Here is a 21,450-nt window from a genome sequence, read left to right as displayed (position 1 = left end):
GTGGCCCTAGCATCGCCAACCGTGGCTCACGTGATCCGCGTCACGCCGGAATGTGAGACCAGACAGCGCATGGAACAACTGTCCGTCCCCACCCCACCCGCACCACGAGGAGACTCCGTGGCCACCGACGCACCGCCCCCTTCGAAGGGTGGCGCAGGAAAAGAACCCGCTCCCCACGCGCCCTCCACGGAGGAGTTCACCGAGGTGCAGGAGAGTGCGGAGTTCGGCGAACTGCGCCGCGCGCACCGCTCGTTCGCCTTCCCCCTCACCGTCGCCTTCATCACCTGGTACCTCGTGTACGTCCTGCTCTCGAACTACGCGGGCGACTTCATGGGCACCAAGCTGTTCGGCAACATCAACGTCGCCCTGGTCCTCGGCCTCGGCCAGTTCCTGACCACATTCCTCATCGCCTGGTTCTACTCGCGGCACGCCGCCGCGAAGCTCGACCCGAAGTCCGAGGCGATCAAGTCCCGTATGGAATCCCGTATGGACACCGGTAACTCCGGCAACTCCGGTAACTCCGGTAACTCCGGCAACAAGGAGGGCGACGCATGAGCCCCGCGCAGACGACCGCCGCCGTCATCGACCTCGCGGCGGCGTCCGACGCCTCCGAGCACCGGCCGCTGATCATCAGCCTCTTCGCCGCCTTCGTCGTCGCCACCCTCTGCATCACCGTCTGGGCCGGCCGCCAGACCAAGAGCGCCGCCGACTTCTACGCGGGCGGACGCCAGTTCACCGGCTTCCAGAACGGCCTCGCGATCTCCGGCGACTACATGTCCGCCGCGTCCTTCCTCGGCATCGCGGGCGCCATCGCCCTCTTCGGCTACGACGGCTTCCTGTACTCCATCGGTTTCCTGGTCGCCTGGCTGGTGGCGCTGCTCCTGGTCGCCGAGCCGCTGCGCAACTCCGGGCGCTACACCATGGGCGACGTCCTGGCCTACCGCATGCGCCAGCGCCCCGTCCGCACGGCCGCCGGCACCTCCACCATCGTCGTCTCGATCTTCTACCTGCTCGCGCAGATGGCGGGCGCGGGCGTCCTGGTCTCGCTGCTCCTCGGCATCACCTCCGACGCGGGCAAGATCCTCATTGTCGCCCTCGTCGGCGTCCTGATGATCGTCTACGTCACCATCGGCGGCATGAAGGGCACCACCTGGGTGCAGATGGTCAAGGCCGTCCTGCTCATCACGGGCACCTTGCTCATCACCTTCCTGATCCTGCTGAAGTTCCACTTCAACGTCTCCGACCTGCTCGGCTCGGCCGCCTCCAACAGCGGCAAGGGCTCGGCGTTCCTGGAGCCCGGCCTCAAGTACGGCGTGAGCGCCACCTCGAAGCTGGACTTCATCTCGCTCGGCATCGCCCTCGTCCTCGGCACCGCCGGCCTGCCGCACATCCTCATCCGGTTCTACACGGTGCCCACCGCCAAGGCCGCCCGGAAGTCCGTCAACTGGGCCATCGGGATCATCGGCGCCTTCTACCTGATGACCATCGTGCTCGGCTTCGGCGCCGCGGCCCTGCTCAAGCCCGGCGACATCATCGCCTCCAACAAGGCGGGCAACACGGCGGCACCCCTCACCGCCCTGGAGATCGGCGGCGGTGGCGACTCCGCCGGCGGCGCCATCCTGCTCGCGGTGATCTCCGCGGTCGCCTTCGCCACCATCCTCGCGGTCGTCGCGGGCCTCACCCTGGCCTCGTCGTCGTCCTTCGCGCACGACATCTACGCCAACGTGATCCGCAAGGGCAAGGCCACCGAGAAGGAGGAGATGAAGGCGGCCCGCTGGGCGACCGTCTTCATCGGCGTCGTCTCCATCGCGCTCGGCGCCCTCGCCCGCGACCTCAACGTCGCCGGCCTCGTCGCCCTCGCCTTCGCCGTCGCGGCCTCCGCGAACCTGCCGACGATCCTCTACAGCCTGTTCTGGAAAAGGTTCACCACCCAGGGCGCCCTCTGGTCCATCTACGGCGGCCTCGCCGCCGCCGTCGGCCTCGTGCTGTTCTCCCCGGTCGTCTCCGGCAAGCCCACCTCGATGTTCCCCGACGCGAACTTCGACTTCTTCCCGCTGGAGAACCCCGGCCTGATCTCCATCCCGCTGGGCTTCCTGCTCGGCTGGCTCGGCTCGGTCCTCTCCAAGGAGAAGCCCGACAAGGGCAAGTACGCCGAACTGGAGGTCAAGTCCCTCACCGGCGTCGGAGCCCACTGACCAGAAAACGTTCACACGTTCGTAGCGGCCGCGTCGTAGAGTCCTACGACGCGGCCGCCGCGTTCCTCGTGGCAAATGGCCCATGGCGTTGTCAGAGGTGTCGCGTAAGGTCGTAAACGAGTGGGAGCCACCTGGAGCCCATCAGGAACCAACCGCCGGGGAGGGGGCCGCAGTGCTCATCGACACCTATGGCCGAGTAGCCACTGACCTGCGCGTATCACTGACCGACCGCTGCAATCTGCGCTGCACTTACTGCATGCCGGAAGAGGGTCTGCAGTGGCTGGCCAAGCCCGACCTGCTCACCGATGACGAGATCGTCCGCCTCGTGCGGATCGCCGTCACCCGGCTCGGCATCACCGAAGTCCGCTTCACCGGCGGAGAGCCCCTCCTGCGCCCCGGCCTCGTCGGCATCGTCGAGCGCTGCGCCCAGCTGGAGCCCCGCCCGAAGATGTCCCTGACGACGAACGGCATCGGGCTCAAGCGCACCGCGCAGGCCCTCAAGGCCGCCGGCCTCGACCGGGTCAACGTCTCCCTGGACACCCTGCGCCCCGACGTCTTCAAGACGCTCACCCGCCGCGACCGCCACAAGGACGTCCTCGAAGGCCTCGAAGCCGCCCGCGACGCCGGCCTCACCCCGGTCAAGGTCAACACCGTCCTGATGCCGGGCCTGAACGACGACGAGGCCCCGGACCTCCTCGCCTGGGCCGTCGAGAACGACTACGAACTGCGCTTCATCGAGCAGATGCCCCTCGACGCCCAGCACGGCTGGAAGCGCGACGGCATGATCACCGCGGGGGACATCCTCCAGTCCCTGCGCACCCGCTTCGAGCTCACCGAAGAAGGCTCCGCAGAGCGCGGCTCGGCCCCCGCCGAGCGCTGGCTCGTGGACGGCGGCCCGCACCGCGTCGGCGTCATCGCCTCCGTCACCCGCCCCTTCTGCTCGGCCTGCGACCGTACGAGACTGACGGCCGACGGCCAGGTGCGCACCTGCCTCTTCGCCACCGAGGAGACCGACCTGCGCGCGGCACTGCGCGCGACCCCGGCCGAGGGCGCGGACGGCACGACCGGCGCGGACGGCACGACCGGCTCGGACGCCACGACCGGCTCGGACGAGGAGATCGCCCGTATCTGGAAGCTCGCCATGTGGGGCAAGAAGGCGGGCTCGGGCCTGGACGACCCGTCGTTCCTCCAGCCGGACCGGCCGATGTCGGCGATCGGCGGCTAGCTACGGCGGCCGCTAACCCCGGCCCTGCCCCGCCGAGGCCTCCCACTCCGTCAGCGTCACGACGTCTTTCAACATGCCGCGTACACCAAGGAATTGAGAGAGGTGCTCGCGGTGTTCCTCGCACGCGAGCCACGTCTTGCGCCGCTCCGGCGTGTGGATCTTCGGGTTGTTCCAGGCGAGGACCCACACCGCGGCCACGCGGCAGCCCTTGGCCGAGCAGATCGGCGTTCCGTCACTCACAGTCGCGTCCCAAAACGTTCCGAAACAAGGCGACGCCGAGCAGCCACGGGGGGAGCTGCCCGGCGTCGGTCTGTCGCTCCGACGGGGGATGCGGAGCGCGTACGAAGTATGTCACGGTCGACCCGGTCACTGGCACCGGAACTACATGATTGATCTGAGCTTTTCTTGAGCTTGGCGGAACGTCGACGGTCAGTTCTGCCGGTGTGAAGCGCCCCGCTGCTGGTCGTACGCGGCACCCAGGGGATCTTCCGGGACGGATTCCGCGCGACCGGCCGGGGCGGGCGGCGCCAGCATTGGCCGAGAAGGGGCGGGTACGAACGTCGACGGCAGCGAACGGTTGCTCTCGCGGCCCGCGTTGGCGATCACCACGGAGATGTAGGGGAGCAGGACGCCGAGCACCAGGGCGACGATGGCGACGTGCCGCTCGACGTTCCACAGCACGGCCGCGGCGACGACGGAGACGGTCCGGACCGACATCGAGATCACATAGCGGCGCTGCCGGCCGCGCACGTCCTCCGCGAGTCCCTGCCGAGCGCCCGTGATCCGGAAGACCTGGTCATCGCTCCGCTTCCGCATCACGTTCCACCACCCTGTCCGCTGTGCCGGACTCTCCCCGGTATCTACCCCGGTCCGGCTCCCTCCACGTTACGCCTGACCTGCGCGGCCCACGAGACCGGGGCGGCCCCCACCTCGGCGGGGCTCCTGCGCCGCGCCACGTATGGGGGCGCCCGACATGCGCCGTACGGCGCACGGGCCGACACTGGCGGTAATGCTCACGTAGAGCCGTACAAGGAGGCAGCTATGGGCTGGTTGTGGGCGATCATCGTGGGATTCGTGCTGGGGCTGATTGCCAAGGCGATCCTGCCCGGTAAGCAGCACAGTCCGATCTGGCTCACCACGGTGTTCGGCATCATCGGAGCCGTCCTGGGCAACTGGCTCGCGACGCAGTTCGGCATCAACGAGACCAAGGGCATCGACTGGGGCCGCCACGCCCTGCAAGTGGCCGCGGCGGTCGTGATCGTCGGCCTGGGCGACGCGCTCTACAAGATGGTCAAGGGCAACAGACGAACGGCATAGCCGCACGGAAGGGGCCGGTCCGCGAGGGCCGGCCCCTTCCCTGTGCGCGCGGGCGGATCAGCCCGCCGTGACCTCGACCGCCGCCAGGTTCTTCTTGCCGCGCCGCAGCACCAGCCAGCGCCCGTGCAGCAGCTCCTCGCGCGCCGGCACGGCGTCCTCGGCGGCGACCTTGACGTTGTTCACGTAGGCACCGCCCTCCTTCACCGTGCGCCGGGCCGCGGACTTGCTCGCCACCAGGCCGACCTCGGCGAACAGGTCCACGACCGGGCCGAGCTCGGCGACCTGGACGCGCGGCAGCTCGGAGAGCGCCGCCGCCAGCGTCGCCTCGTCCAGATCCGCCAGCTCGCCCTGGCCGAAGAGCGCCTTGGACGCGGCGATGACCGCGGCGCACTGGTCGGCGCCGTGCACCAGTGTCGTCAGCTCCTCGGCGAGCGCGCGCTGCGCGGCGCGCGCCTGCGGACGCTCCTCGGTCTGCTTCTCGATCTCCTCCAGCTCCTCGCGGGACTTGAAGGACAGGATCCGCAGGTACGACGAGATGTCCCGGTCGTCCGTGTTCAGCCAGAACTGGTAGAACGCGTACGGCGTCGTCATCGCCGGGTCGAGCCAGACCGCGCCGCTCTCGGACTTGCCGAACTTGGTGCCGTCCGACTTGAGCATCAGCGGCGTACCGAGCGCGTGCACCGCGGCGTCCGGCTCCAGGCGGTGGATCAGGTCGATGCCCGCGGTGAGGTTGCCCCACTGGTCGCTGCCGCCGGTCTGGAGCGTGCAGCCGTACCGCCGGTAGAGCTCCAGGAAGTCCATGCCCTGGAGGAGCTGGTAGCTGAACTCCGTGTAGGAGATGCCCTCCTGCGACTCCAGGCGCCGGGCGACCGAGTCCTTCGTCAGCATTTTGTTGACGCGGAAGTGCTTGCCGATGTCACGCAGGAACTCGATCGCGGACATGCCCGCGGTCCAGTCGAGGTTGTTGACCATCGTCGCGGCGTTCTCGCCCTCGAAGGACAGGAACGGCTCGATCTGCGCACGCAGCCGGGCCACCCAGTTCGCGACCGTCTCCGGGTCGTTCAGGGTGCGCTCGGCGGTCGGCCGCGGGTCGCCGATCTGGCCCGTGGCGCCGCCGACCAGCGCCAGCGGGCGGTGCCCCGCCTGCTGGAGCCGGCGCACGGTGAGGACCTGCACGAGGTGCCCGACGTGCAGGCTCGCCGCGGTGGGGTCGAAGCCGCAATAGAACGTGACGGGACCGTCCGCGAGCGCCTTGCGCAGTGCGTCTTCATCGGTGGACAGGGCGAAGAGCCCTCGCCACTTCAGCTCGTCGACGATGTCCGTCACGGGTCTCGCGTCTCCTTGGATGTACGGGTGGGCTGCACGGATGTGCAGGCGCAGGGTCCGAGGTTATACGCCCTGGCTGATCGAACTCATATTGAAATCCGGGACGCGCAGCGCGGGCATCGCGGCCCGCGTGAAGTAGTCGCCCCACTCGCGCGGCAGCGTCTTCTCCGTACGGCCCGCCTCCGCGGCCCGGCCGAGCAGGTCGACGGGGGATTCGTTGAACCGGAAGTTGTTCACCTCGCCCACGACCTCACCGTTCTCGACGAGGTAGACGCCGTCCCTGGTCAGGCCGGTCAGCAGCAGGGTGGCCGGGTCGACCTCGCGGATGTACCAGAGGCAGGTGAGCAGCAGGCCGCGTTCGGTGGCGGCGACCATCTCGTCCAGGGAGCGGGCGCCGCCGCCGTCCAGGATGAGGTTGTCGACGGCGGGCGTCACGGGCAGCCCCGTCAGGCCCGCGCTGTGCCGGGTGGTCGCCAGGTGGGCCAGCTCACCGGCGCGGATCCACTCCGTGGCGGTCAGCGGCAGACCGTTGTCGAAGACGGACGTGTCGTCTCCGGAGGCGTGGGCGAGGACGAACGGCGCCGACTCCAGACCGGGCTCGTACGGGTCGCTGCGCAGCGTCAGCGGCAGCTGAGCGAGCCGCTCGCCGAGGCGCGTGGCGCCGCCCGGCTTGGAGAACACCGTGCGGCCCTCTGCGGCGTCCCGGGCCGAGGAGGACCACATCTGGTAGATCAGCAGGTCGGCCACGGCGGTCGGCGGCAGCAGCGTCTCGTACCGCCCGGCGGGCAGGTCGACGCGCCGCTGGGCCCAGCCGAGGCGCTGCGCGAGCTCGGCGTCGAGGGCGGCCGGGTCGACGTCCTTGAAGTCACGGGTGGCGCGGCCCGCCCAGGCCGACTTGGCGCGGTCCGGCGACTTGGCGTTGAGCTCCAGGGTGCCGTTGGGCTGGTCGTGCCGCAGGCGCAGCCCCGTCGACGTACCGAGGTAGCTCGACACGTACTCGTGGTTCGCGAAGCCGTACAGTTCGCGGCCGCCCGCGCGGGCCCGGGCGAAGGCCTCGCCGAGGGCCGGGGCGAAGTCCGCGAAGACCGCGGAGGAGGTCTCGACCGGGGCGTCCGTGAAGTCGGGGGAGGCGGCGGTGCCGGTCACCAGCGGCTGCGCGTCCTCGGCGGGACCCGCCTTCCGGGCGGCTTCCTCGGCGGCCCGGACCAGCGGCTCCAGGTCGTCGGCGGTGACGGCCGAGCGCGAGACGACGCCGGAGGCGGTGCCTTCCTTGCCGTCGACGGTGGCGATGACGGTGAGGGTGCGGCCGCGGGTGACGCCGTTGGTGGTGAGGGCGTTCCCCGCCCAGCGCAGGTTCGCCGTCGACTCCTCGTCGGCGATGACGACGCAGCCGTCGGCGGTGGACAGGTCGAGGGCGCGCTCGACGATCTCGTGCGGTTTGGTGGCGCTGCGGCTCATCGGCCGGCCTCCTGCGTGGTGTTCAGAATGTTCACGCCCCGGAACAGGGCGGACGGGCAGCCGTGCGAGACCGCGGCGACCTGGCCCGGCTGGGCCTTGCCGCAGTTGAAGGCGCCACCGAGGACGTACGTCTGCGGGCCGCCGACCGCGGCCATCGAGCCCCAGAAGTCGGTGGTCGTGGCCTGGTAGGCGACGTCGCGCAGCTGCCCGGCGAGCCGCCCGTTCTCGATTCTGTAGAAGCGCTGCCCCGTGAACTGGAAGTTGTAGCGCTGCATGTCGATCGACCAGGACCGGTCGCCGACGACGTAGATGCCGCGGTCGACGCCCGCGATCAGGTCCTCCGTGGAGAGCCCGCCGGGGTCCGGCTGGAGCGATACGTTCGCCATGCGCTGCACGGGAACATGGCCGGGGGAGTCGGCGTACGCACAGCCGTTCGAGCGTTCGAAGCCGGTGAGTTTCGCGATGCGCCGGTCCAGCTGGTAGCCGACGAGCGTGCCGTCCTTGACCAGGTCCCAGGACTGCGCGGCGACGCCCTCGTCGTCGTACCCGATGGTGGCGAGTCCGTGCTCGGCGGTCCGGTCGCCCGTGACGTTCATCAGCGACGACCCGTACGCGAGCCTGCCGAGCTGGTCGAAGGTGGCGAAGGAGGTGCCGGCGTACGCCGCTTCGTAGCCGAGCGCGCGGTCGAGTTCGGTGGCGTGGCCGATGGACTCGTGGATGGTCAGCCAGAGGTTCGACGGATCGACGACGAGGTCGTAGGAGCCCGCCCGGACGCTCGGCGCCCGCATCTTTTCCGCCAATTGCTCGGGGATGCGCTCCAGCTCGCCCTGCCAGTCCCAGCCGGTCCCGGTGAGATACTCCCAGCCCCGCCCCACCGGCGGCGCGATCGTGCGCATGGAGTCGAACTCACCGCTCGACTCGTCGACGGCGACCGCGGTGAGCTGCGGGTGCAGGCGGACCCGCTGCTGCGTGGTCACCGTGCCCGCCGTATCCGCGTAGAACTTGTTCTCGTGCACCGTGAGGAGCGAGGCGTCGACATGCGCGACCCCCTCGGCGGCCAGCAGCCGCGCGCTCCAGTCGGCGAGCAGCCCCGACTTGTCCTCGTCGGGGACCGAGAAGGGGTCGATCTCGTACGCCGACACCCACGTCCGGTCGGCGTGGACGGGCTCGTCCGCCAGCTCCACCCTCCCCCACTGCCCGAAAGGCGTGGGAGGTGCCCCCATGTCGGACCCGGCGGCCTTGCTGACCTGCGCGGACAGCTTGGCCATGGCCACGGCCCGCGAGGCCACCTTCGCCGCGGCGTCCATCGTCAGGTCGACACCCGAGGCGAACCCCCACGTCCCGCCGTGCACGACCCGGACCGCGTACCCGAGGTCGGTGGTGTCCGAACTGCCGGACGGCCTGGCGTCCCGCAGCCGCCACGACGCGCTGCGCACCCGCTCCAGACGGAAGTCCGCGTGGTCGGCGCCGAGCGCCCGCGCGCGGGCGAGCGCGGCGTCGGCGAGAGCCCGCAGCGGCAGCGCCGTGAAGGCTTCATCGATGGAATGAGGCACGAAGGTCTCCCTGCTGTCGGCACCGGTCGGCTCCGATCATGTCGCGCCCGGCGGGTCCGCGGCCAGAGGCTTTCTGTAGGGACCCGACAGGGAGTGCTGCCCGCCACTGTCGGGCACCGATTCTCCGTATCGCGGAAGGTACCGATAGGTTTTCGAGGTACCAGACCGCTTATCGAAAGGGTGATCCGTTGAGCCGCTCGGTTCTCGTCACCGGAGGAAACCGGGGCATCGGCCTCGCCATCGCCCGCGCCTTCGCCGACGCCGGCGACAAGGTCGCGATCACCTACCGCTCGGGTGAGCCGCCGAAGGAGCTCACCGACGCCGGGGTCCTCGCCGTCAAGTGCGACATCACCGACGCCGAGCAGGTGGAGCAGGCCTACAAGGAGGTCGAGGAGAAGCACGGGAACGTGGAGGTCCTGGTCGCCAACGCGGGCATCACCAAGGACCAGCTCCTGATGCGCATGTCGGAGGAGGACTTCACGTCCGTCCTCGACACCAACCTCACCGGCACCTTCCGCGTCGTCAAGCGCGCCAACCGCGGCATGCTGCGCGCCAGGAAGGGCCGCGTCGTCCTCATCTCCTCGGTCGTGGGACTGTACGGCGGCCCGGGTCAGGCCAACTACGCCGCCTCCAAGGCGGGTCTGGTCGGTTTCGCACGCTCGCTCGCCCGCGAGCTCGGGTCGCGCAACCTCACCTTCAACGTCGTCGCGCCCGGTTTTGTCGACACCGACATGACCAAGGTGCTGACGGACGAGCAGCGTGAGGGCATCGTCTCTCAGGTTCCGCTCGGCCGTTACGCGCAGCCGGAGGAGATCGCCGCCGCGGTCAAGTTCCTCGCCTCCGACGACGCCTCGTACATCACTGGAGCCGTCATCCCTGTTGACGGCGGATTGGGCATGGGTCACTGATCACATGAGCGGAATTCTCGACGGCAAGCGCATCCTCATCACCGGTGTGCTGATGGAGTCCTCCATCGCCTTCCACGCGGCCAAGGTCGCCCAGGAGCAGGGCGCGGAGGTCATCCTGACCGCCTTCCCGCGGCCCACCCTCACCGAGCGCATCGCCAAGAAGCTCCCCAAGCCCGCCAAGGTCATCGAGCTGGACGTGACCAACCAGGAGCACCTGGACCGCCTCGCGGGCGTCGTGAAGGAGGAGCTCGGCGGCCTGGACGGCGTCGTCCACTCCATCGGCTTCGCCCCGCAGGGCGCCTTCAACTTCCTGGAGGCCACCTTCGAGGACGTCTCCACGGCGATGCACGTCTCGGCGTACTCCCTGAAGTCGCTCACGATGGCCTGCCGCCCGCTGTTCGAGGACAGCGCCTCGGTCGTCGGCCTCACCTTCGACGCGCAGTACGCGTGGCCGAAGTACGACTGGATGGGCCCGGCCAAGGCCGCCCTGGAGGCCACCAGCCGCTACCTCGCCCGTGACCTGGGCAAGGAGAACATCCGCTGCAACCTCATCTCCGCGGGCCCGATCGGCTCCATGGCGGCCAAGTCCATCCCGGGCTTCGCCGACCTCGCGGACATCTGGAACAGCCGCTCCCCGCTGGAGTGGGACATGGCCGACCCGGAGCCCGCGGGCCGCGGCATCGTCGCCCTGCTCTCGGACTTCTTCCCGAAGACCACCGGCGAGATCATCCACGTCGACGGCGGCGTGCACATGATGGGTGCCTGACCGAGAGATGCCGTCCTGACCAGGCATGACGTACGAAGGTGACGCCCCGTTCCCCGCGCTGCGCGGGAGGCGGGGCGTCACCCGTTCGGCCCACCGGCCGGGCGGCCGCCGGGGCGGACCGCGCACCCTGAAGTGTGCGTCTCTCCGGTGCGGTGCTCGCCGCTCTCGCCCTGCTGGTCGCCGTGCCCACGGGCGCCGCGTCCCTCGGCGACACCGGTCCAGACCGCCACGCGCGCGCGGGGAAGCCGGGCGAGCGCGAGCCCCGGCCCTTCGGCGCCGAGTGCCGCACTCGCGTCCATGGCTCCGCGGTCATCGCGTACTGCCACAACCCCTACCCCGAGACCGACCGGGTCCGCCTCCACGTGGAGTGCGACCGGTGGTGGGACATCGACGTCGACAGCGCCCCGGTCGAGGCGGGGCCCGCCCAGACCGTGCGGCTCGCGGGACGGTGCTGGAAAGAGGTTCGCTCGGCCTGGGTCAGCCACCAGAAGTAGGTGTCCGGTGTCCGGGGGCTCCCGGGCGGGCCCGGCGAGGGTCAGCGCCGGCCGGTGCCCTGGGTGAGCCGCTCCGGGCGGCACATGAAGGGGTAGCTCGCCGCCTCCGTCGCGGCGGCCTCCGTGTCCCGCGCGCGGATCGCGTCGACCAGGCGGGCGTGGTCCATGTGGGCCTCGGGGCTCAGGTCCTCGCCGATGTCCTCGCGCAGCCAGTCCCGCAGCACCTCGCCGAGGTCGGCGTAGAGCGCCGTCATGACGTCGTTGTGCGACGCGGCCACCACGGCCATGTGGAAGGTCGCGTCCGCCGTCACGAAATCCTCCGCGTTCCCCGCCGCCCAAGCCTGCTCGCGGCGCGCGAGCAGGCCGTCGAGCTGTTTGAGGTCGCGTTCGCTGCGGCGCTCGGCGGCGAGCTTCGCGGCGCTCGACTCCAGCGTGCTGCGGAGTTCGGCGATGTGCCGGGGGTCCGCGCCGGCGAACCTGCGGTGCATCACGCCCGCCAGCTCGCTCGTCGCGATGACGAAGGTGCCGGAGCCCTGCCGGATGTCGAGCAGGCCGTTGTGCGCGAGGGCGCGGACGGCTTCCCGCACGGTGTTCCTCGCCACACCCAGCTGTTCGACCAGCTCGGACTCGGTGGGGATGCGCGAACCGACCGGCCACTCGCCCGAGGAGATCTGATTGCGCAGCTCGGAGATGACTTGTTCGGAGAGCGCCGAACGGCGAGGAGTGGTCAGCGGCATGACGTTCCTTCGTGCGGGTACCGAAACGGATTGGACAGCCAATCATCCCATGATTCTATGATGGGTCTATGGCTAGTGAGGAAACCACGACGATGAGCCCGACCCCGCCCCCGACGGCGACACCCTCCCCGCGTACCGGGGCGGCGGAGGAACAAGCCCCCACGCGCGCGTGGGCGACGCGTCTGGTCATCGTCGGCATCGTCCTCGCGGCCCTCAACCTCCGCCCGGCCATCACCAGCTTCGGCGCCCTCCTCGAAGAGGTACGCGACGGCCTCGGCATGAGCGGCACCCTCGCCGGACTGCTCACCTCCGTGCCGCCGCTCTGCTTCGCGGTCTTCGGGGTCATGGCGCCCAGGTTCGCCCGCCGCTACGGCCCCAGCGCGGTGGTCTGCGTGGGCATGGCCGCGATCGCCACGGGTCTGGTGATACGTCCCTTCGTCGGGGGCGCCGCCGGCTTCCTCGCCGCCACCGCGCTCGCCCTCATGGGCATCGCGGTCAGCAACGTCCTGATGCCGGTCATCGTCAAGCGCTGGTTCCCCGACCGGGTCGGCTCCATGACCGGCCTGTACTCGATGGCCCTCGCACTCGGCACCTCCCTCGCCGCGGCCCTCACCGTCCCGATGACCGACGCGCTGGGCGGCCGCTGGCAGACCGGCCTCGCCGTGTGGGCGGTGCTCGCCGTCGTCGCCGTCGTGCCGTGGATCCCGCTCGTCCGTGACCGGAGCGCGGCCTCCGCCGCCCCGGAGCACATCAGCTCCACCGTCCGGCACGAGGACGCGGAGCTGCGCATCACCCGCAGCCGCACCGCCTGGGCGCTCGCCGTCTTCTTCGGGCTCCAGGCCACGGCCGCGTACATCACCATGGGCTGGATGCCGCAGATCTTCCGGGACGCGGGCGTCCCGGCGGGCGAGGCGGGCGTGCTGCTCGCCGTCACGATGGCCATGGGCGTGCCGCTGGCCTTCGTCATCCCCAGGGTCGCCACGCGCCTGAACAACCAGGGCCCGGTCGTGGTCGTCCTCGGCCTCTGCGGCCTCTCCGGATACGCGGGCCTCTACCTCGCCCCCGCGGGCGGCGCGTGGGTCTGGGCGCTGCTGCTCGGCATCTCCAACTGCGCCTTCCCGCTCGCCCTCACCATGGTCGGCATGCGGGCCAAGAGCAGCGTGGGCGTCGGCAAACTCTCCGCCTTCGCGCAGAGCACCGGCTACCTGATCTCGATCCCCGGGCCGCTCCTGGTGGGCGTCCTCTACCAGCACAGCGGCGGCTGGGGCCTCCCGATCGCGCTGATGGCGGGGCTGATGGTGCCGCAGATCATCGTCGGCACCCTCGCGGGCCGCGACCGCACGGTCGAGGACGAGGTGGCGGCGAAGGCGGCGAAGGCGGTCAAGGCGGCCTGACCCCGGGGGAGGGGGCGCGGGCCGAGGGTGCGAGACTGGCGGTATGCCCGTCCTTGACCCGAACCCCCAGAACGGCCAGAAGAAGCTGCTCATCGTGCTCGGCTCGATGCTGGCCATCACTGTGATCATCGGCATCGTCGCCTCCATCGCCTCTCCGTGAGCCGTCCCCCCATGAGGCGTCCCCCCATGAGGCGTCTCCCCGTGAGACGCCTCCCGGTGAGCTGACCTCCCGCAGCGTCCGAACGGACTCCGCAGCGGCGGATGGTGGGGTTAGCACCCCCATCCCCTAGGGGGTCAGTCTCAGGGTCAAGTGGGTGGATCACCGGATGGGCCGAGGGCCGCCGATCGCCTAGTTTCGAGGTGTGCCCGCGATGCGGCGGGCACGGACCACGCGAAGACCACGGAGGCGGCATGTCGGTCCGTACGCACACCCGGCGCGACCCCGCGGAGTCGGGCGGCGTCGAGATCCAGCTCCCGTGGTGGGCGATCGCCCTGCCCGCCGTCGCCTTCGCGGCCCTGCTCCTGCTGATCCTCCACCCCGTGGACGCGCACGCCGCGAGCAGCGAGCCCGCCGCGACCCACCTCGTCGAGCACATACAGGCCCTGGTCCTGCGCACGACCCCGTGATCCTGGCGCACGGCCCCGTGAGGCAGGCTCTGCCGTCGGCGGCGTCACCCGCGCCGGGCGACCGCGTCAACTACCCGCGCCCTGTGGCGCGTTTCATGCGAAGCTGGGATGCATGAGCGTCGCAGAACCCCGCAGGATTGTCCTCTTCCGGCATGCGAAGGCCGACTGGCCGCAGGTTTCCGACCACGAGCGGCCGCTCGCGGACCGAGGCCGCAGGGACGCCCCCGTCGCCGGACGCAAGCTGGCCGACAGCGGCATCCCCTTCGACCTGGCCCTCTGCTCGACCGCGGCCCGCACGCGCGAGACCTGGAAGCTCGCCGTCCAGGAGCTGCCGCAGCGGCCGAAGACCGTCTACGAGGACAGGGTGTACGAAGCCTCTCCCGGCGAGCTGATCGCCGTGCTCAACGAAACCCCGGACGACGTACAGAACATCGTGCTCATCGGGCACAACCCCGGGATCCAGGGCCTGACCGACGTGCTCGCCGGCGAGGCCGAGGGCGACACCCGGGAGCGGCTGAACCGCCGCGGGTTCCCGACGGCGGCCTTCTCCGTCCTGACGTACTCCGGCTCGTGGAAGGCGCTCGAACCGGGCGTGACCACGCTCGTCGACTACTGGGCGCCGTCCGAGTAACCTCCACCGTCCCTCCGGCCCAGGTACGCGGACAGGGCCCCGCACCACAAAGGTGCGAGGCCCTGTCTGTGCGTGCTGGGCAGCGAAGGGAGCGGCCGGTAGTCAACGATCAGCGGCGTCGGGGGGAGCCGCCGGCTCTCAGTCCAAGTGGGTGTCCGCCGCCTCGACCTCTTCGCGAGTGATGCCGAGGAGGTAGAGGACGGTGTCCAGGAAGGGCACGTTCACCGCGGTGTGCGCGGCCTCGCGTACCACCGGCTTGGCATTGAAGGCGACCCCTAGCCCGGCCGCGTTCAGCATGTCGAGGTCGTTCGCGCCGTCACCGATCGCGACGGTCTGCTCCAGCGGGACCCCCGCCTCCTTGGCGAAGCGGCGCAGCAGCCGGGCCTTGCCCGCCCGGTCGACGATCTCACCGGTCACCTTGCCGGTGAGCTTGCCGTCGACGATCTCCAACGTATTGGCCTGGGCGAAGTCGAGGCCGAGACGTTCCTTCAGATCGTCGGTCACCTGGGTGAAACCACCCGAGACGACGCCCACTTGGTAGCCGAGGCGCTTGAGGGTGCGGATGAGGGTGCGGGCCCCGGGGGTGAGCCGGACCTCGGAGCGCACCTTGTCGACGACCGACGCGTCGAGTCCCGCGAGCAGCTCCACGCGCGCGTGCAGCGACTGCTCGAAGTCCAGCTCGCCGCGCATCGCGGCCGCCGTCACCTCGGCGACCTCGGCCTCGCAACCGGCGTGCGCGGCGAAGAGCTCGATGACCTCGTCCTGGATGAGCGTCGAGTCGACGTCCATCACGACCAGCCGCTGCGCACGGCGGTGCAGGCCCGCCGCGACGACCGCGACGTCCACGCCGAGCTTCGCGGCCTCTATGGCGAGGGCGGTGCGCAACGGCTCGGTCCCGGTGCCGGACACCGCGAACTCGACGGCGGTGACCGGGTACTTGGCGAGCCGGAAGATACGGTCGATGTTGCCGCCGGTGGCCGTTATACGGGCGGCGATCGCGGCCGTCGACTCCGAGGTGAGCGGGTGTCCGAGCACGGTCACGAGCGAGCGGCCGAGGCCGCGCGGTCGGTTGTCGCCGATACCGGAGATGATCTCGGCCTGCATCTTCATGGACTCCGCCCAGCTGTGGACGGTGGCGCGCAGATCACCCTCCAGACCGGCGGGCGGCGCGGTCACGAGCGCGCACAGCACTATCCGGCCGCGGGTGACGACCTGCTCGATGTCGACGACGTCGACGGAGTAGGCGGCGAGGGTGTCGAAGAGGCCGGCGGTCAGGCCGGGGCGGTCCTTGCCGAAGATCTTGACGAGGAGCGTCGGGATGTCGGCCGGCTGAGGGGGCTGCGAAGCACTCATGGTGATCCCTACGGTATCCGCCCACTCCTCCCCGCTGCCCGGGCGGTCCGCGTGCCGGACACCACGGGCCGGCCCCGCCGCAGAAGGCGTACGTCAGCGGGGTCCGCCCGGTGCCTTCGGGGGCGGCGGGGGAGGCGGCGGCGGGGGAGGCCAGTCACCACCACGGCGCCGGGGTTGTTTCGGCTCAGCAGGGGGCGGCGGCACGAGCGGCCCCGCGACGGTCGGCGCGCTGGCCACGTCGTCCTGCGGTGGCGGCCGCAGGTAGGGGTTGGTGTCCGGGTTCGGCGGCCGGTGCGGGGCGCCGGGCCGGTACGGCCCCGGCCCGTCCGGCACCTCTGCACCGCCGGGGCCGGGGCCGACGCCTGGGGCCGCCCTGGAGCCCGGGCCCCAGCCCGAGCCCGCAGCCGCAGTGGACCCTGAGCGTCGGTCCGAGTCCGAGCCGGAGCCCGAGCCCGAGTCCGAGTCCGCGTCCGAGTCCGAGTCCGCCCTTGGGCCCCGGTCCGAGCCCGCCTCTGGTCTCGGCTCTGGCGCGGTTCCTGGTTCTGGGGCCCAGTGTGGGCTTGAGCTCGCAGCCGCCTCGGGTCCTGTGTCTCGGCGCGACCCCCAGTCCGAGCCCACCCCTGGTCTCGGGTCTGCCGCGGTACCTGGCCCTGGGTACCAGTGCGGACCTGAGCCGGTAGTTGCCGTGGGGTCTGAGTTGCGGTGCGGGCCCCAATCCGGCCCCGGCCCCGAGTCCCGCCCCGGGCCGCAATCCGGCCCCGGCCCCGACCCCGCACACCCACCCAAAGCCGGCGGCGGCCCCAAGGCCGTCAGAGCCAAGGGCGCAGCCCCGCTGCCCGCCGCCCCCGTGGCGTACGCGAGCAGCGCCCCCGTCGCCCCCGCCGCGAATCCCCACGCCGCCCCGAGCAGCGCCGCCGGTCCCAGGCGGCCGTGCAGCTCGATGCCCGCGCCGAACGCGTCGATGCCGAACACCGACAGCGAGGCGTCGGCGGACACCCCGGTCAGCCACACCAGCAGCGGAAGCCCGGCCGCGGTCACGGCCCCGAGCCGCACCCCGCAGCGCCCGGCGAACCCCAGGGCGCCAACCGCGGGCACCGAAGCCGCCCGCGCCAGAGGCGTTCGTACCGCCCCCAGCACCCCCGCGAACAACATCATCAGCGCAGCCGCCACCCCCAACAGCCATACCCTGCCGTCGAGTTCGGCAAGGCGCCCCAGCGTGAGCGCCCGCTCCGAGCTGCCGGACAGCAGGTCGTCCACGGGATCCGGCAAGAAGCGCGTGAGGACGCCCGTCGCTCTGCCGTCCCACGGCACCAAGAGTCCCACCGGGATGCCGAGCCACACGCCGTTCGGCGCTCCGAGCAGCGCGGCCCCGGCGATCCGCCGGGGGTGGTCGTCGCCGATCATCGCGTACGCCGCCGCGGCGAACCCCGCAGCGACCGCGAGCAGCGCCACCGTGACCAGCGCGGAAGCCGCGGGCCGCACCGCCCGGTGCAGCCCGCCGAGGCCGCGCGGCAGCGGCGTGCGGCGCGACGCGAGCAAGGCGATGAGCAGGACGCCGGTCACCCACACCGTCCCGCCGAGCAGCGTCGGCACGGTGTCGACGGTGAAGCCCACCGAGGCCTCCGCCTGCGTCAGGTCCCCGAGCCGGTCGGGCAGGAGTCCGCCGATGTCCCCCAGGTCGCCGAGACCGAGCCCGTCGGGCAACCTGTCGCCGATCCCGTCGGGCAGCCGACCCAGCCCCTCCTCGATTCCGTCGCCGATCCCCTTGTCGAGCCCCTCGTCGATGCCGAGCTGCTCGCCGTCGATCGTGACGACGTCGTGGCCCGCCCAGACGAGCCCCGCGAGCATCGCCAGGAAGAGCACGATCACGAAACCCCCGCGCGCGATGAGTTCGGCGGGACTGACGACAACGCCCGCCGCGCGCAAGGACCGCAGGAAGAAGTAGGCGAGGAGCAGCGCTCCGACCAGCCCCACGCCCAGTGGCGCGATATCGACGGCCGTGGTCGCCTCGGCCTCGTCCAGACCGAACGCCGAGACGTCACCGGACGGGGTGACCGAGCCTCCCGCGCCGAGTGCCACCGTCGCGGCCGTCATCGGCCCGAGGGAGCCCAGCGAGTCCGCGCCGAGCAGGTGCAGTCCCAGCGCGGCCGTCCCGGCCATGCCGATCAGCGACCAGCTCACCGCGGCGACCGCGCAGAGAAGTACATCGCCCCACCGCATGCCTGACCGCATGCCTGACCGCACACCCGACCGCCCGCCCCGGCCTCCGCCCCTGTCCGCACCGGCCTGCATAGGACCCCCGAACCGCAGTGCGCCGCCTCATCACCATCGTCCGATCACCACGCTGCTCGCGCTCCATACGGAACATGAGTTTCACGTATCTCATGCGCATAAAGGACGCGATGGGCGCTTACTACTCTCCAGGGCGGTTTATTCTCCGTCAACGGTGCCTTCAACGGTGCCTTCACCAGTTCCGCTCGCGACGCACCCGCACACGCCTGTACTCAGCCTTCACAAGGCCCGACTTTCGGTCAGAGCCCTACGCCTGAAATAGTTCCTCCCGATGTTCGACATCCCTAGACTCCCCATCGATGGGGGCTAGCTCGGGGGACAACTCAGTGGGGCATGGAGTGCCGGAACTCGTACTGGAATTGAATGGAAGGACCTGGACGCTTGACGCGTCCAGGCCATACACCCTCGGACGTGATCCGCAGGGAGATATCGCGCTCGACGACGCCAGGGTGTCCTGGCGTCACGCTACGATCAGCTGGAGCGGGCGCAGTTGGGTCATTGAGGACCACGGCAGTACCAACGGCACCTTCGTACAGGGCCAGCGGATCCACCAGATGGAGATCGGCCCCGGTTCGGCCGTGCACCTCGGCAACGCGACCGACGGCCCCCGCCTGAACCTGTCCGGCGCCGCCGCCGACGCGTCCGCGGCCATGCCCGCGCCGCAGCAGCACGCCCAGCAGCAGGCTGTGCCGCAGCAGCACGCGCCCCAGCAGGAGGCTCCCGGCTGGGCCGCGCACCAGCAGGCACCCCAGCAGCAGGCCTCGCATCAGCCGCAGGCCTCGCATCAGCCGCAGGCCTCGCACCAGCCGCAGCAGCAGAACTGGCAGCAGCCCCAGCACCACCAGCAGCCCCAGCACCACCAGCAGGCCCAGCACCACCAGCCGCCGCAGCCTCTGCAACACCAGGCACCGCAGCAACACCAACCGCCACACCAGCCACACGTGCCGCAACAGCAGCGCGGCCCCGCCGAGCAGTACGTACAGAAGAACCCCGGTTCCGGCGGCGTCGCGGGGGCCCCGCCGGTCTACGGCGATCGCAGCCCGACGACGTTCCACCAGCTGGCGCTCGGCCGCAAGATGCGTATCGGCCGCGCTCTGGAGAACGAACTGGTCGTCTCCGACCTCCAGGTCTCGCGCCACCACGCCGAGTTCACGGCGACGCCGGACGGCCGTTTCGAGATCCACGACCTCGGCTCGCACAACGGCACGTACGTCAACGGCCAGCCGATCGCGAAGTCCTCGACCGTCCTGATCGGCCCGAACGACATCGTCGGCGTCGGCCACTCGACGTTCCGCCTCGTCGGCGGACAGCTCGAAGAGTTCGTCGACACCGGTGACGTCTCCTTCTCGGCCCGCCACCTCACGGTCACGGTCGACGGCGGCAAGCAGATCCTCAAGGACGTCTCCTTCGGCGTCCCGGAGAAGTCGCTCATCGCGGTCATCGGCCCCTCCGGTTCCGGCAAGTCCACCCTGCTCAAGGCGCTCACCGGCTACCGGCCCGCCAACCAGGGCGACGTCCTCTACGACAACCGGAACCTGTACAAGCAGTTCGCCGAGCTGCGCCAGCGCATCGGTCTGGTCCCGCAGGACGACATCCTGCACAAGGAGCTGACCGTCAAGAAGGCCCTCAAGTACGCGGCCAAGCTGCGCTTCCCGGCCGACACCACCGACGCCGAGCGCGACTCCCGCATAGACGAGGTACTGCGCGAGCTGAAGCTCGACATCCACAAGGAGAAGAAGGTCACCTCCCTCTCCGGTGGCCAGCGTAAGCGCGTGTCGGTCGCCTTGGAGCTGCTGACCAAGCCCTCGTTGATCTTCCTGGACGAGCCGACCTCCGGCCTCGACCCGGGCATGGACCGCGACGTCATGCAGCTCCTGCGCGGCCTCGCCGACGACGGCCGCACGGTCCTCGTCGTCACGCACTCCGTCGCCGAGCTGGCGATCTGCGACAAGCTCCTGGTGATGGCGCCGGGCGGCTCGGTGGCGTACTTCGGCCCGCCGGAGGAAGCCCTGAACTTCTTCGGCTACAGCACCTGGGCCGACGTCTTCTCCGCCTTCGAGAACTACCGCGACTACGACTGGGCGGGCCGCTGGAAGGGCTCGCAGCACTACCAGATGTACGCCGCGGACATCGACGCCGTCGCCGCGCAGTCCGTACCGATGCCGCCCCCGCAGGCCGTGAAGCCGCCCAAGCCGCAGGGCTGGGGCTCCCAGCTGTGGACGCTGATCCGCCGCTACACCTCGGTGATCGCCTCCGACAAGGGCTTCCTTGGCCTGATGGTGATCCTGCCGGCGGTCCTCGGCATCGTCAGCGTCGTCATCCCGGCCGACTTCGGCCTCGCCCCGCCCAAGCCCCCGGCCAAGTTCAACGGCGACGCCGGCACGATCATGCTGATCCTCGCGGTCGGCATGTGCTTCTCGGGCGCCGCCAACTCCGTACGTGAGCTGATCAAGGAACGGGTCATCTACGAACGGGAGCGGGCCACCGGCCTCTCCCGCTCGGCGTACCTGATGTCCAAGGTCATCGTCCTCGGCGTCATCACGGCCTTCCAGGGCGTCATCATCTGCGCCATCGGCTTCGCCCCGCGCGAGCTGCCGGAGGAAGGCCTGATCATGCCGCCGGCCGTGGAGATCTGCCTGACGATCATCGCGCTCGGCTTCACCTCGATGATGTTCGGCCTGGTCATCTCCTCGCTGGTGAAGACCGCCGAGAAGACCATGCCGCTCCTGGTCATGTTCGCGATCGTCCAGGTCGTCTTCACCGGCGTCCTCTTCCAGGTGTACGGCTCGCCGGGGCTGGAGCAGTTCGCCTGGCTGATGCCCTCCCGCTGGGCCATCGCGGGCGCGGGCGCCACGCTCGACCTCGCACACCTGATGCCGCCGTGGGACGCGAAGAACCCGACCGACCTGGACCCCCTGTGGGAGCACTCGGCGGGACAGTGGGGCATCAACATCACGGTCCTGCTCGCGCTCGGCATCATCTGCGGTTTCGCGGTCGCCCGCCTGCTGCGCCGGCACGAGCCGGAGGTCATGCGCAAGTAAGCACGCCACGGCGTACGGGCACACGCCACGGCGTACGGGCATACGAGAAGGGCGGCACCCCGCACGGGGTGCCGCCCTTCGGCGTCTGCGGACCGAGTCTTCGGCTGAAGAGGTCCAGTGATCAGGCGATCAA

General features: G+C 70.5%; 19 protein-coding genes and 1 pseudogene. 12 read left to right on the top strand and 8 right to left on the bottom strand.

Annotated features, from left to right (window positions below; genetic code table 11):
- Positions 1–117: 117 nt before the first annotated feature.
- The 3 genes and pseudogenes from ACOBQB_RS18020 to moaA form a co-directional block, all read left to right on the top strand.
- A pseudogene (locus ACOBQB_RS18020) lies at positions 118–480 on the top strand (DUF485 domain-containing protein); the annotation flags it as partial.
- Between the two features lie 71 nt (positions 481–551).
- Positions 552–2,195 carry a solute symporter family protein gene (locus tag ACOBQB_RS18015; protein WP_423592960.1) on the top strand — a complete coding sequence of 548 codons (1,644 nt, stop codon included), beginning with the start codon at positions 552–554 and terminating at the stop codon, positions 2,193–2,195.
- Positions 2,196–2,367: 172 nt separating this feature from the next.
- On the top strand, positions 2,368–3,420 hold the full coding sequence (gene moaA / locus ACOBQB_RS18010; protein ID WP_423592958.1) for a GTP 3',8-cyclase MoaA: 1,053 nt from the start codon (positions 2,368–2,370) through the stop codon (positions 3,418–3,420).
- A gap of 12 nt (positions 3,421–3,432) precedes the next feature.
- Here the strand turns inward: moaA and ACOBQB_RS18005 are convergent, their stop codons facing one another.
- Together ACOBQB_RS18005 and ACOBQB_RS18000 are read right to left on the bottom strand one after the other, a co-directional pair.
- Positions 3,433–3,660 (bottom strand): hypothetical protein, encoded by a 228-nt coding sequence (locus ACOBQB_RS18005; protein WP_423592957.1) that lies wholly within the window; start codon positions 3,658–3,660, stop codon positions 3,433–3,435.
- Positions 3,661–3,849: 189 nt separating this feature from the next.
- A complete protein-coding gene (locus ACOBQB_RS18000) occupies positions 3,850–4,236 on the bottom strand; it encodes a DUF3099 domain-containing protein (protein ID WP_423592955.1) in 387 nt (128 codons plus the stop codon).
- A 225-nt stretch (positions 4,237–4,461) separates the two neighbouring features.
- On the opposite strand from ACOBQB_RS18000, the gene ACOBQB_RS17995 reads away from it, so the two are divergent.
- The gene (locus ACOBQB_RS17995; protein ID WP_423592953.1) at positions 4,462–4,737 is read left to right on the top strand and encodes a GlsB/YeaQ/YmgE family stress response membrane protein; all 276 of its coding nucleotides are present in this window, start codon (positions 4,462–4,464) and stop codon (positions 4,735–4,737) included.
- Between the two features lie 57 nt (positions 4,738–4,794).
- Here ACOBQB_RS17995 and tyrS read toward each other — a convergent pair whose 3' ends face one another.
- From tyrS to ACOBQB_RS17980, 3 genes are all read right to left on the bottom strand, one after another.
- Positions 4,795–6,063 (bottom strand): tyrosine--tRNA ligase, encoded by a 1,269-nt coding sequence (gene tyrS, locus ACOBQB_RS17990; RefSeq protein ID WP_423592952.1) that lies wholly within the window; start codon positions 6,061–6,063, stop codon positions 4,795–4,797.
- A 63-nt stretch (positions 6,064–6,126) separates the two neighbouring features.
- Complete coding sequence (locus ACOBQB_RS17985; protein WP_423592950.1) at positions 6,127–7,521, bottom strand: metallopeptidase TldD-related protein; 1,395 nt, start codon at positions 7,519–7,521, stop codon at positions 6,127–6,129.
- Positions 7,518–9,074, bottom strand: a complete 1,557-nt coding sequence (locus ACOBQB_RS17980; RefSeq protein WP_423592948.1) for a TldD/PmbA family protein — start codon at positions 9,072–9,074, stop codon at positions 7,518–7,520. The genes ACOBQB_RS17985 and ACOBQB_RS17980 overlap by 4 nt, the downstream gene beginning before the upstream one ends.
- A 188-nt stretch (positions 9,075–9,262) precedes the next feature.
- Between ACOBQB_RS17980 and fabG the strand changes: the two genes are divergently transcribed.
- The 3 genes from fabG (at position 9,263) to ACOBQB_RS17965 (ending at position 11,242) form a co-directional block, all read left to right on the top strand.
- Positions 9,263–9,982 (top strand): 3-oxoacyl-[acyl-carrier-protein] reductase, encoded by a 720-nt coding sequence (gene fabG / locus ACOBQB_RS17975; RefSeq protein ID WP_423592946.1) that lies wholly within the window; start codon positions 9,263–9,265, stop codon positions 9,980–9,982.
- Between the two features lie 4 nt (positions 9,983–9,986).
- The gene (gene fabI, locus ACOBQB_RS17970) at positions 9,987–10,748 is read left to right on the top strand and encodes an enoyl-ACP reductase FabI (protein ID WP_423592944.1); all 762 of its coding nucleotides are present in this window, start codon (positions 9,987–9,989) and stop codon (positions 10,746–10,748) included.
- Positions 10,749–10,882: 134 nt separating this feature from the next.
- Complete coding sequence (locus ACOBQB_RS17965) at positions 10,883–11,242, top strand: hypothetical protein (RefSeq protein WP_423592942.1); 360 nt, start codon at positions 10,883–10,885, stop codon at positions 11,240–11,242.
- Positions 11,243–11,283: 41 nt separating this feature from the next.
- Here the strand turns inward: ACOBQB_RS17965 and ACOBQB_RS17960 are convergent, their stop codons facing one another.
- Entirely contained in the window at positions 11,284–11,979 is a 696-nt protein-coding gene (locus tag ACOBQB_RS17960) for a FadR/GntR family transcriptional regulator (RefSeq protein ID WP_423592940.1), read from the bottom strand.
- A gap of 68 nt (positions 11,980–12,047) precedes the next feature.
- Between ACOBQB_RS17960 and ACOBQB_RS17955 the strand changes: the two genes are divergently transcribed.
- From ACOBQB_RS17955 to ACOBQB_RS17940, 4 genes are all read left to right on the top strand, one after another.
- Positions 12,048–13,373: a CynX/NimT family MFS transporter gene (locus tag ACOBQB_RS17955; RefSeq protein WP_423592938.1), complete on the top strand. Its 1,326-nt coding sequence runs from the start codon at positions 12,048–12,050 to the stop codon at positions 13,371–13,373.
- Positions 13,374–13,416: 43 nt separating this feature from the next.
- Complete coding sequence (locus tag ACOBQB_RS17950) at positions 13,417–13,533, top strand: SGM_5486 family transporter-associated protein (protein WP_269075598.1); 117 nt, start codon at positions 13,417–13,419, stop codon at positions 13,531–13,533.
- A gap of 251 nt (positions 13,534–13,784) precedes the next feature.
- Positions 13,785–14,000, top strand: coding sequence for a hypothetical protein (locus tag ACOBQB_RS17945; RefSeq protein WP_423592936.1), 216 nt, complete (start codon positions 13,785–13,787; stop codon positions 13,998–14,000).
- A gap of 112 nt (positions 14,001–14,112) precedes the next feature.
- Positions 14,113–14,631 carry a SixA phosphatase family protein gene (locus ACOBQB_RS17940; RefSeq protein WP_423592934.1) on the top strand — a complete coding sequence of 173 codons (519 nt, stop codon included), beginning with the start codon at positions 14,113–14,115 and terminating at the stop codon, positions 14,629–14,631.
- A gap of 138 nt (positions 14,632–14,769) precedes the next feature.
- Here ACOBQB_RS17940 and serB read toward each other — a convergent pair whose 3' ends face one another.
- Together serB and ACOBQB_RS17930 are read right to left on the bottom strand one after the other, a co-directional pair.
- Entirely contained in the window at positions 14,770–15,984 is a 1,215-nt protein-coding gene (serB, locus tag ACOBQB_RS17935) for a phosphoserine phosphatase SerB (protein WP_423592932.1), read from the bottom strand.
- A gap of 93 nt (positions 15,985–16,077) precedes the next feature.
- Entirely contained in the window at positions 16,078–18,216 is a 2,139-nt protein-coding gene (locus ACOBQB_RS17930; protein ID WP_423592931.1) for a streptophobe family protein, read from the bottom strand.
- 398 nt (positions 18,217–18,614) lie between these two features.
- Between ACOBQB_RS17930 and ACOBQB_RS17925 the strand changes: the two genes are divergently transcribed.
- Positions 18,615–21,317 carry an FHA domain-containing protein gene (locus ACOBQB_RS17925; protein WP_423592929.1) on the top strand — a complete coding sequence of 901 codons (2,703 nt, stop codon included), beginning with the start codon at positions 18,615–18,617 and terminating at the stop codon, positions 21,315–21,317.
- Positions 21,318–21,450 lie beyond the last annotated feature (133 nt).

The sequence above is a fragment of the Streptomyces sp. G5(2025) genome (genome assembly GCF_049542075.1).
GTDB lineage: Bacteria > Actinomycetota > Actinomycetes > Streptomycetales > Streptomycetaceae > Streptomyces.
The sequence above is the reverse complement of the archived record's forward strand: the minus strand, read 5'-3'. Positions and strand labels throughout refer to the sequence as shown.